The organism is Candidatus Nanoarchaeia archaeon (assembly GCA_035290625.1).
Taxonomy (GTDB): domain Archaea; phylum Nanobdellota; class Nanobdellia; order Woesearchaeales; family DATDTY01; genus DATDTY01.
On the sequence record DATDTY010000037.1, the window covers coordinates 1 to 11436 of the forward strand.

The window sequence follows — 11436 nt, forward strand, 5'->3', positions numbered from 1 at the left end:
TCTCCCTGCTTTTCATATGCTTTCACCTCATGGATTTCCATTCTGCGTTAACATTCCTTTTAGGAATACATGGCCTGATTCATTCACAACAATCTGCCATTCTCCATCCTTTCTTATTCTGAAATCAGTATCATCCAAAGAGGATGATATGGTTGACTGATTCTGGAACAAAGTTCCATCAATGTACATATTGCCGTCATTCTCTATGATCAAAACATCCTCTCCGTTGTTTCTTATTACAAATGCGAAGTCAGTGCTTCTTGCATGAGCGGAGTTCTGCTCTAAGGCTCCCTTAATCACAGCGTTTCCTGAATCGCCAAACCAGGCGATGCTGCTGCCTGAAGTATTCTTGATTGTGAATTTGTTTACATCAGTCACATTGCCAATGTTGAAAACGTCTGAAATCGAGTCTGAAACAGAGCCAGCAGAGGCGTTAACCGTAACCGTATAGATTCCTGGTGAGCTGTAGTTGTGCTCTGCGAAGAGGAAGATGTCTTCGTTTGCGGAAAGATCGAAGTTATAATTGCTTTGGGTTATGTTTCCGTCACCGAAATCAATGCTCCAGTTGAGATTTAATAATTCAGAATCTCCATTATTGAGCAGACGGATATCATAAAGCCCTATCGTTCCTTCGGTGTAGAGAAGTGAAAGATTATCGAAGGTGATATTATACACAGGAGGAACTTCATAGAAGACTTCCATCTCTGTAATATTCAGCAGTCCAGCAGCATCTGAGCCAAAAGTGAGGTTAATATCACAGAATCCCTCAACATCAGGAGTACAGGAATTTAAAGCATCTCTTAATCCCTGCTCAAATCCGGCAGTTTGCTGTTCCGCGAAATATCCCGGAGAGTTCCAAGCCTGCGCTCCATTAACGTAGAGGATCGGGTTTTGGATGGTGCTCCTTATTTTTACTGTATTGCTGCTCTGAATTTGGGTTCCGTTTAACAGCCCATCGCTTGGTGTAACTTTGCAATACCACGGGTCATTGGGGGTCAGGTTAAGCTTTCCTAAGAGTTGAGCATTTATATTTTGGTTAACGCTGTTCTTCCACCATTCAATTGTTGATTCCTGCTCTTCAAACCCTTCGGGGTCTGAATAAGTGTAGTTGCATAGCAAATCTTGTCCTGCGGTTGCATTTTCAGGCAATACCTTAACTCCAGCAGCGCTTGGAGCTTGATTTACTGCGGCAACCATGAGAGCTATGAGCAGTGAAAATAGGATTGTGTACATGATGAGTTGTGCCAGTTTCATAATCTTTCTCATCATAGCTCTACGTCTTCCTATCATGGCGCCTCTCCTTTCATTTTAATCTTTGAATACAAGATTGCTGCCTCTTTTGGAATCCTTATCTGGATGGTTATGTTTCCTGCTGAGCTGAAGTTCAGGATTTTTTGGTTACTATTATCCGTGAAATTATTCTGTAACACCGTAGTTTCATTGAATAAAATCACATCAACAAAAGTTGATGCGCTAAGATTTCCATCGCTCACTTCCACCAATATAGAGTAATTGCCTGTGTCGTTTACTGTTGTCTGCCATTGACCTGATTCATTGAACGGAGAGGAGTAGAAGAAGGTTAAGGTGTCGTTTTGGTTTGGGTCGGTTCCTGAAATTTCCCCAGTAGCATTGATTTGGAGCAGATTTCCTGCAATCCCTGTGATGTTGCTTATAGCATTGATTGTTGGCTGCTGGTTGAATGATGTTGCTACTGATAATAAGCCAATTGGAGAGCCTGATCTCTTTAATGCTATCTCTGCAACACCATCATAGTCTGTATCTGCTATAGCCAAGGCAGAGTCAACAAATGCTGTGAAATTGTATCTGAATAATTCTGTTCCGTCTTCATTTAAGATATAAACATCTGTTCCGTTGTTCTCTGCAAAGAGGATATTATACTTGCCATCATTGTCCATATCTGCTATGTCCGGAGCAACAAAAGAGGTTTTGAGATTGCCATTGTCATCATAAGACCAGCTCTGCTGCAGGGTTGAAGAATCGTATGCAATTATCTTGCCGAGTTCTGAGGTTTTTGTATTCCTGACGCTTATTACAATCTCAGCCTGAGAATCTGAGTCTAAGTTAGCTACTGCTGGAGTAACTTCTGCACGATACGGATCAAGATTTATTGGGCTGTTTGACTCATTATTGCCTGTTTTCGCATCTCTAATGAAAAGCTTGTTGGTGCACTTCTTAAATGAGGAACACGTAGCATTTGTGGTGACATAAATAAGTTCATATTCATTGTCCCTGTCAACATCATAAATCACAGCAGAGCCTTTGATAAACCCGTCATTATTGCTCCATTTTAGAGTAAGGTTATTAGGAGCAGAAGAATTATAGTCAAACACATTAATCCCATAATAACCAGGAACAATGATTTCAGGATTATCGTCATCATCAATATTAGCCACAGAAACAGAGGCAAACGCTCCTCCGTTTCCAAAGGTATAGTTGAATTTCTTTTTGTAGCTTCCTCCAGACCCGTCAATCACATACACCTCACCAGGCCAATCATAAGCTCCTATTGAGATAGCTTTGTCAGTAAGAATGATCTCATTAACTCCATCCAGATCAATATCAGCAACAGCAGAGCCGCCTCCCAGTTCAACAGATGCAGAGCCTGCGAAGGTGGAGTTTTTCTCAGGCAGAGAATACGCCCATTTTTCTGTTGCAGCTTTCCCATCAGCACTAATGTCTAATACTCTGATGGTTCCATTTCTTAATGCAATAATAACTTCTTTCCTTGAGTCAGAGTCAATATTGCCTAAGGTAACAGGAAGGAGTGTAGAGCCTCCAGAAAGATTGGCTCTCCACTTCTGCTCATTCTGCGGTATGAAGCCATATTTCTTGTTTTTCTCTACAGCTATGAATTCTGTTGACTTTACGTCAGACAGGTCATGAATGGCAGTAACAACGTCCTGATAGCCGTTGTTGTCCAGGTCAGTTATAGAAGGCCTCATGACAATGTCCTGGGTAAGGTTGCCTCTCAAGGCAACATCAATCTTGTCAACGTCTTCTTTCCTGTTCATATCGCCTTTCAGCAAGGTGAAGCCTGTACGTCTATAATCGTGGTGGTCTGTTGGCCAGTCAATCTTTACTGCATCATCGAATAACCTGTACAATCCAGCGACTGCTTTCATGGAGTGGGGGAGCATGGCGTCTGCTTCTGCTGAGACATTTGGACCTGAATTGGTTACGTCATCTTGCGCTAAATGTTCAGATTCGTTGATGATTCTTAGATTTTCATTAGCCCATAATGAGACTGGGAAGTTCTTTGTTGCTCCAGAGATATTAACATAGACTGCATTGCCGTCTCTGTCATCAGACGCAAAGTATTGGGTTTTTTGGGCTGTGTACCAGAATAATCTGAATAGTTCTATGTTCTTCTTATCAAGAGGAACATTAGGCTCTACTTCTTTCCAATTAAAACTGGATAAATTTGGTAAATTTTCATAATTATACTGCTGACCAGCAAAATTACTGCCTGTCCAATTTTCAGTAGTTCTTAACGTGTTGAAATTATCACCAGTATATTCTTCAAGGACTGAGTCATCGCAGTCTTCTCCTTCAATTAAACATGCGATTCCAAAGAGACTATGTCCCAAATGTGGGTCTAGATGTATATGGGATGGTTGAGAAGCATCTTCTAGCAGATGAGCCACTCTCCCTAACCAATAATATGACTGATTTATATCACCTTTTAAGTAAAGTGGAACAACTTTATCGGTCCATAACTCGATAGCTATTCTATAGGAACTGGATCTACTACCTAACCCATCATCATAATCCGCATAACCAATATTTTGTGTTGGATTGTCTGGATCCCAGAAATGTCTCGTAGGTAAAATTCAAAAATCTTCTTCTGAACTACCATTAATTATTTTATCTCCAGTATTGTACTTGCTATTTTTATTATCTGCTTCTATGCTATTTACATTAAATTGCTTCTTTATTTCGTAAGGAATAAGTTTCCACACTACTTGTGATTCATTTGTTAAGTATTGGTGAACTGTTCGACTAGGGGGATTAATATCATATGCGCTAACTGTAGTAACTAATACTAATAAGATTACTAATAAGGTAATCTTGTTAAATAAAAGCTTTATATTCTTTTGAGTTTTTGAAATATTTTCCAACATATTGCTGTTAAACCCCCATATAATAATATTATGAATACCCACCCAACAAATAAATAGGCTATTGCACAACCTTCTCCTTCACTTTGTGTTAATTTACAGAAAGGAATAAAAACAAAAAAGTTAAAAAAAACACTAAGATTAGAATCTTCAAAAAAGAAGCTGGCAAAATAAAAAACTAATCCAATACTTGCTCCAATAATAAAAGCTCCAAATATACTATGTTTCCTCCACCAATCCCTAAACCCCATTCCTTACCTCCTATCCACCACTACATCCACCCTGTCATATGCTTCATAAGCAACATTGCAGAATCTCCTGTTATCGCAAAAATTAAACTGCGCAGAGCCAATCTTCAAATCATATTCGGGAGCCAAAGCAAAGGAATCCTTCCTGCCAGGAGTGCCTTTAACAGATATCTTCCCAGTTGGAACGCCATTCACCCTGAAAACACAATTCTCATTATAACTATCACAATACAGAAGGTGTACTGCAAATCTCTCACCATTAATCTCAAACCCTTTGATATTGTCTTCCTTTGCGCCGGCAAGCATACGCTCTGACGTGGTATCAACAACTTTTTTGTAGTTTATATCAGAAAAATTACCATAGACATCGAGATATTCAGCAGCATAGACCTGGTCAAATGCAATTGAACTCTGCTCTGGAAGAATTGCCAGCCCTCTGTTCTCCTGGATGGAAAGATTCAGCTCTCCAACCTTCAGAGGAACAAACCCTTCATCTGTACGGACTCCGAAAATAGGGGGGCTGTTGCTGAGGACACTGCCTGATCCTAGGATGAATATTATCCCTGCTATAAGAACTAAACTAAGTCCACTTATTTTTAACACACTCGCCTTTTTAATCGTATTCTCCCAACTTGATTAAAAATGCTTTCTAGAGTACTCTCAAAGCATTCCTTTATTTAAACGTTTATTGAAACCCAGGAGCAGTAACTAGTTACTTAAAACCCAGACTGGTTAAGAAAAAAGAGAAGATAGAATTACTTATTTCCTTCCTGCCTCAATGGCTCTTGCTGTTTTCAGCAAAGAGCGGCACCTCGCCCGTAAGGGACAACCCCCTCCGCTGCGCTTCTTAACTTTATAGAGCCTCGCAGAAATGATGCCGGACTTTCACCTGAGCCGAAATAGCCACACAAATTTTAAATAGTGCATCATCTGCCCCAGAGCATATGGGAACCTGCGACCTGTGCGGGAGGGAGTCTGAGCTGTATCGGGCGAGGGTTGAGGAGACGCTGCTTTCTGTATGCAAGGCCTGTTCGTCCTACGGAAAAGTGATGAGCCAACCGTCAAAGCCGCTGAAAGCAGTTACGCGGCCGAAGAAGCCTGAGCCTGTTGAGTCTGTTGTCCAGAACTGCGGAGAACTTGTGCGGATGGCAAGGGAAAAAAAAGGGATGAGCCAGAAGGAGTTCAGCAGAAAGATCAATGAAAAAGAGTCTGTGCTGCACCACATCGAGACTGGAAGATTTATTCCTCCTGTGCAGCTCGGAAGAAAGATTGAGCTGGCACTTGGCATCAGGCTTGTGACGGTTGAGAAAGACGAAGGGCAGCCTGAAAAGGCAGACAGAAGGAGCGACACCTTTACGCTAGGCGACTTTATCAAGGTCAGGAGATGATTGGCTCCGGTGAAAATATTTTCAAGGTTGCCGTCGGCTCGGCTGCGCATATGACTGGAGTGACTGACATTCCCCGAATGGGGCAACTCCCTTGTCAGTGCCACGTCTTTACGTTTAAGAGCCTCACGGTTGACGGCAACGCCATTTTCACCGGAGCCGAGATGATTGCATGAGCTCCTGGAGTTCAGCGCCGTATACAATCCCCTCTTTCTTCTTGGAATTGATGATGATGGTTGGGGCGTTTGTTACGTTGAACCTTGTCTTAAGCAGGTTCATAGAAGGCTCGTCAGGGTAAGCGAGGTCGAAGGAGAATATGACTGCTGAGCCGTCCTGCTTGGAGAGGTCATCAAGGATATAGCCTTGGCGTTCGCTTTGCCGGTCGTCGATGGTATAAAAGAAGAGGATTGGTGTATATTCAGGGCCGCAGCTATCTGCCCAGTCCTGGACAAGGAGGTAGGTGCTGAGCTCAAGGAGGAAATATTTCCGCTTCAGGTAATCAAAATCCTTCTCCTTCATGGAACTTCTTCCACGATAGGTGTTAAGATCTTCCCTGATGCCCTGAAGCTTGTTTAGGATATCCTGGATGCTTGCATGGAGAGTCTGGCAGCTCGTGTTTGAGTTCTCCTCAAGAAAAGACTTCTCCAGGAGGAATGATTCTGCAGACAGCTCGTTTGCAATGAGGACTGCCTGAAGCTTCTGCTCACGCACAAAATCCAGCGCATAGCTGATCATAATGGCAGACGCAAAAATGCTTACGGTGATGACCAGGCTTGCCACAAAAATTGTCTTTGGATTATCCATTCTGCAAAAGAGGACCTATCCTGTTTGGTTCAGCCTTGCCTGTAACCTTATACTTGTAATTGATTACCAGGCTTGGAGTTATTGTAATATTATAGAAGGCCTCAAGGAATTGTATCTGCTTGGCATAGCTGCTCTGAACAGCGAAGACGTGAAGTCCTGGATTTGCGGCAACGAGCTGATCGAGGGTATAGCCCTGCTCAACAGAGTCTGTAGTATTGGAATAGTAAAAGAGGATGACATCGATGGGTGTAGCGCAGGATTCTTTCACCTTTTTGAAGAAGAGGTAGGTGCGAACCTGGAGGAGGTGGTATTTTGTCTTGAGGTAGGCATAATTTCCAGCACCGAGCTGCTGCTCTGCTTCGGGATCAGAAAGCTGCCTTCCAATTCCTGCGAGTTCCTTGGAAAGGTAGTCAAGCCGCGTTTCTGCAAGGCGGCATTCCTCGCCTCCAAGATTTTTCAGGAGATCCTGCTCGATGAGGAAGGATTCTGAGTCAAGCTCGCTCTGCTTGACAAATTGCGCGACAGCATCCAATGGCTGTGTTGCAACAGAGACCCCAAAAAGTATCCCGGCTATAAAGGCTGCGGCAATGGCTGCAAGCACAATAGAGTACAGATAGCGTCTTCTTCTCCTTGCGATGACGATACTGTGCTGTGTTACCATTTCCTTTTTGACCGCACAAGCTCGTGCGATATTGCCATGATCCAGTGGATCCCCGTAAGGAAGGGATAGACTGAAAAATACATGAGTATGGCGAATGGGTTGATAATCTTTTCCTTTATCTGGCGGTGAGCGACAATAAAAAAGAGGACGCCTATCGAGGAGATGATAAAGACCGGAATCAGAATCTTAAAGTTCTGGCCATAGAGCAGGCTATCGAGTGTCGGGATTTCGAGGAATTTCTCAAAAAAATACCCTTGTATCGTTAAGGTGCGGAGGGTATCCTCAAAAATATCGCTTGCAAGGGTTACAACACCAAGAGACAGCATGAAGAGGAAGAGAGGGATTGAGATTACGCCAACCGGCAGCTGGTAGTAGCCTGTCAGTCCATACTTCCTGTTGAAGAACATGTCTTTGTAGGAGAGGTAATTCGTGATAAAGCCCCGAAACCAGCGGATGCGCTGCCTCCAGAGAGATTTAAAGGTTCTGGGAACTGCAGTATAGGTTATGCTTTCCGGGGCAAGCTTGATATCATAGCCGTTGTACTTTATCCTCAGGGCTATCTCGAAATCTTCAGTTATGTTTGATGCATCAAATCCGCCAAGGTCTTTGAGGATATGGGTGCGGTAGACGCTCAGGACACCGGGAGTGATATGGAGCGTGTTCAAAGCTGACATGATCCTGCGGATGAGGATTGCAAGGATATATTCAATATGCTGGACCTTTTCATAGATGTTCCTTGGCTTGTGGACCTTCAAAGCGGTAATGACTGCCGCAGTCGTATCTGAAAAATGCGGAAGAAGCTCTTTTAATGCAGCCTTATCAACCAGGGAATCTGCATCAAGGACTCCAAAGAATTCTGTTTTCGTGGATGCCAATGCTGTATTGAGGGCGCTGGCTTTTCCCATCTGGCTCTGCCGGATCAGCCGAATATCTGAGCGAGGATGCTTTTTTATGAATGAGCTGGCAATAGCTGCTGTTTTGTCTGTGCTTCCATCATCAACCACGAGGATGATAATCTTTTCTTCAGGATACTCAAGGGCCAGCAGCGAGAAAAGGCAGGATTCGATGCGCTTTTCTTCATTATGGCATGGCACTGCAATCGTTACTGAGCCGCTCTCCTTTCTCTCTGCTTTTGGGCTTTCCGAGAGGTACAGGAAGCTTAGTGTGAGAACAGCAATATAGAGAGAGACAAAAGAGAGGACAAAGATTATGGTTTGCATCATGGCTGAGGCCGCACCATCCAGATCTGAACGTCTGGATTTTCATAGGCTTTGGTGAAAATCTCATTCTCCTTGAGTATCGAAAGCAAGCCTTGGTTTTCAGTCTTCCATATCATGCCTTTCATACTTTTGTCAATCCAGAGGTAGCGGATTGTATACTTTGCGAGGAGTTTGCGGGTCTTGAGGATGTCCCGGCCGGAAAATATCTGCTGCATATCTTCCTGGACGTGCCGGTTTTGGCCCGGGATATTGTTTTGGAGGGCTTGCAGCTGCGCAACTGATTGTATCCAGAACCCGTTTTTCGGATGCGAAAGCACAACATCTCCCTTATTTGAGTGCAACCGCAGCCAATCAAGGCTTTCGATCATGGCAGGAGATGGGTCTGCTGAGCTTGCCCGCACAAGGAATGATACGGCACTGAAGAGTATCCCAAGAAGTATGACAAAGAGTGTAAGATCCTTTATCAATGGGAGTGTCCACTTCCTGGAGTAGAGATGGGTGATTGCCTTGCCTGCAAACCATGCAACAAGGATGTTGAGAAGTATCTGGGTAAATGGCATGAGCGTGGTGAAGGAAGCCAAGACTACGGTTAGCAGGATGACTGGGGCCAGCTTCTTCTTATCCTTCCAAAGGAAGACCATGCCGAGGATAGCAAGGACCAGGGCAAAAACAGAGAATCCTGACGTGCTGCCGAGATCAGAGATCACTGCCTGGAGAAAGTTGGCTGCAGCTCCATCGTAGACAGGAGGAGAGACTGGCAAGAGGAACGCAAGCGCTATTGTGAGAGCAGCCAGGGCCATGATTAGGTACTTTAAAGAGTCTCTTCTGACAATAAAGGATACAGACAGGAGAACCAGAAGGAGAACAATTGATTCCCTTATACCGAAGAACAGGGCTATGATGAAAAGGCTTGCGGCTGCAGCAGGCTTTGCAAGCAGAAGCATTCCGGAAATCACGAGGACGAGGTAGAGGGTGTATGGGCTTGAAAAAGCGCTATGCCAGAGGAAGAGGGGAGAGGAGATATACAGCGCTGCAATTGTATAGAGTGTGAAAGCTGAGATGCCGGTCTGCTGAAGCAGCCTTACAAGAAGGAACACTGAGAGCAAGCTCAGGGCAATAGGAAGGAAAAGCCATGCTTTTGGCATTGCAAGGCTGAGGACTGCAAGCAGCAAATGATAAGGAGTAATGGCTGCTGGCTTGGTGATGTCTGAATGGCCGAATATGGCTGAGGCAATGGCCTGATGGTAATAGGAGGCTTCCCCGGGCATCGTTGGGTTTATGATGCTTCGTGCTATCGGGATGATACTGATAAGTACAAGCGCTATAAGGAGTATGATTCTGGCCTGGTTTTTAGCTGCGTTCTCCATAAAGCCGACAGTTCACTTTATAGACCTTTGCGGAATGGCTGTACACAAGCTCGAAGCATGGGGGCTCTGCAAATTCAAGAGCAGAGATCCCATACGTCTCCTGCGCTGTGGTTGACAGGAAGATGTACGTGCTGTTGTATTTTTCGAGTACGCGGAGCGCCTCTGTCTGGAAAATGGCATAGTAGAGTTGGCTGATATCCTGAACCTGTTCCTCAGGATTTGGGATCAAGAGAAAATTCTCATCTGCTATGTTTTTTCTCCTGGCGATTGCGGTTATGGCATAGCCGTCCTGAAGCGCGCCAAAGAGCGTGGAATCCGGGGTGTTGGCTTGAACCCAGTCAAGAGCATCTTTATCTGCCTGAGCAAGGGTGTTGCCAGAAATCCCAAAAGCAAATGAAGGGATGATGGATGTTGCCAGGATTAGGACAAGGATTGCCAGCTTAAAGAAACCCCTCAGCTGATCAACATAGGTTTTAGCGAGGAAGCCAAAGAGACTTTTGTAGAATACAGAAAACAGGATGGCAAAGTTTACTGCCAGAAGCGAAAGGCCAAGATCCAGATTTACAAGCTTCAGGCCAAGCAGGAGGCTTATCAGGAGTGTGAAGATAATCATAAAATGGGTAATTCGGTTTTTCCTGTCAAAGAGATGGGTATAGATTGTGTAGAGTGCGCCTAAAAGGGGAATAATCCCTATCCCTGTAATAGCCTGGGCGATGTTCACTTCAGAAAAGTAATTCTGAAGTAGGCTTGGCGGGATATTTTGGTAGATGATAGACAGCCCATGGGAGAGGAGAGGCTGTTTGTAGGTTATGAAAAGGGACCATAGAACCAGAAAACTTGAAAAGAGTATCAGCTCTGTTTCAGCAGGGAGTGTTTTCAGGCGATCCAGCTTCTGGAACAGAAGATAGCAGAGCAACGCCACAATAATTAATATGACGCTTGGATGGGTATACCGCATAAGGCCAAGGACAATGATGAAAGCGAGGGCATAATAGGGCTTATGAATCCTGAAGAACAAGAAGATCAGAATGTACAGCAAGGGGATTGCCAGAGAATAGGGGGATATCAAATTTATTGTTGAGAACAGGAAAGGGGCAAATCCTGCAAGCAAGGCTGATACGAGGCTGGCATTTGGATCTTTGGTCATATCATATGCCAGAAAGTAGATAATAATGGCGAGGGATGCGATGAAGAGGTTTGGAACAATCTTTCCGGCAATATCTATAGGCACAAGCAATGATGATGCCGCAAGCGTATAATAGAACAGCGGAGGGTAGATTAATGGCCTGCCCCCATAACTAAGAGTATCGGTATGGGCGGGGATTTTTGACTCCAGAAGCTCTTTCATCCGCTGGATCGAGAAATATGCCTCAGGCTCAAATGTCTGGCTTTGGAGGCTGATGAAGATTCTCAGTGAGAACGCAGCTATGAAGATGGCAAGGAGCGCGAAAGCATACCTTTTTTTCATTGAGGTTTGTATCCCGTAAAGATTTATAAGCCTTTAGTAAGGCATTTATAGAATCTTCTGATCGCCAGGATATGGAGAGGATTCCTACAGGATCCAAGATTCTTGATCGGATGCTGCATGGAGGATATGAGCGCGATATTATTT

Annotated in this window: 11 protein-coding genes; 1 reads left to right on the forward strand and 10 read right to left on the reverse strand. The window is 44.2% G+C overall.

Translation table 11 applies throughout. From position 1 onward, the window contains the following. Nucleotides 1–27: 27 nt before the first annotated feature. The 5 genes from VJB08_03320 to VJB08_03340 all read right to left on the reverse strand — a co-directional run bounded on the left by VJB08_03320 (nt 28) and on the right by VJB08_03340 (nt 4990). A complete protein-coding gene (locus VJB08_03320; GenBank protein ID HLD42993.1) occupies nt 28–1254 on the reverse strand; it encodes a hypothetical protein in 1227 nt (408 codons plus the stop codon). A gap of 32 nt (nt 1255–1286) precedes the next feature. Beyond that, the gene (locus tag VJB08_03325) at nt 1287–3608 is read right to left on the reverse strand and encodes a VCBS repeat-containing protein (GenBank protein ID HLD42994.1); all 2322 of its coding nucleotides are present in this window, start codon (nt 3606–3608) and stop codon (nt 1287–1289) included. Between the two features lie 243 nt (nt 3609–3851). Further along, nucleotides 3852–4139: a hypothetical protein gene (locus VJB08_03330; GenBank protein HLD42995.1), complete on the reverse strand. Its 288-nt coding sequence runs from the start codon at nt 4137–4139 to the stop codon at nt 3852–3854. After that, nucleotides 4106–4390: a hypothetical protein gene (locus tag VJB08_03335; GenBank protein ID HLD42996.1), complete on the reverse strand. Its 285-nt coding sequence runs from the start codon at nt 4388–4390 to the stop codon at nt 4106–4108. Before VJB08_03335 ends, VJB08_03330 begins: the two co-directional genes overlap by 34 nt. A 3-nt stretch (nt 4391–4393) precedes the next feature. Next, nucleotides 4394–4990 carry a hypothetical protein gene (locus VJB08_03340; protein ID HLD42997.1) on the reverse strand — a complete coding sequence of 199 codons (597 nt, stop codon included), beginning with the start codon at nt 4988–4990 and terminating at the stop codon, nt 4394–4396. Nucleotides 4991–5331: 341 nt separating this feature from the next. On the opposite strand from VJB08_03340, the gene VJB08_03345 reads away from it, so the two are divergent. Further along, entirely contained in the window at nt 5332–5775 is a 444-nt protein-coding gene (locus VJB08_03345; GenBank protein HLD42998.1) for a multiprotein bridging factor aMBF1, read from the forward strand. Nucleotides 5776–5922: 147 nt separating this feature from the next. Here VJB08_03345 and VJB08_03350 read toward each other — a convergent pair whose 3' ends face one another. The 5 genes from VJB08_03350 to VJB08_03370 are packed head-to-tail and all read right to left on the reverse strand — an operon-like array spanning nt 5923 to nt 11292. Next, the gene (locus tag VJB08_03350; protein HLD42999.1) at nt 5923–6576 is read right to left on the reverse strand and encodes a hypothetical protein; all 654 of its coding nucleotides are present in this window, start codon (nt 6574–6576) and stop codon (nt 5923–5925) included. Then, nucleotides 6569–7237 carry a hypothetical protein gene (locus tag VJB08_03355; protein HLD43000.1) on the reverse strand — a complete coding sequence of 223 codons (669 nt, stop codon included), beginning with the start codon at nt 7235–7237 and terminating at the stop codon, nt 6569–6571. The genes VJB08_03350 and VJB08_03355 overlap by 8 nt, the downstream gene beginning before the upstream one ends. Then, entirely contained in the window at nt 7231–8457 is a 1227-nt protein-coding gene (locus tag VJB08_03360) for a glycosyltransferase family 2 protein (GenBank protein HLD43001.1), read from the reverse strand. Before VJB08_03360 ends, VJB08_03355 begins: the two co-directional genes overlap by 7 nt. Next, complete coding sequence (locus VJB08_03365; protein ID HLD43002.1) at nt 8457–9824, reverse strand: hypothetical protein; 1368 nt, start codon at nt 9822–9824, stop codon at nt 8457–8459. The genes VJB08_03360 and VJB08_03365 overlap by 1 nt, the downstream gene beginning before the upstream one ends. Then, the gene (locus VJB08_03370) at nt 9808–11292 is read right to left on the reverse strand and encodes a glycosyltransferase family 39 protein (protein ID HLD43003.1); all 1485 of its coding nucleotides are present in this window, start codon (nt 11290–11292) and stop codon (nt 9808–9810) included. The genes VJB08_03365 and VJB08_03370 overlap by 17 nt, the downstream gene beginning before the upstream one ends. Between the last annotated feature and the right edge of the window lie 144 nt (nt 11293–11436).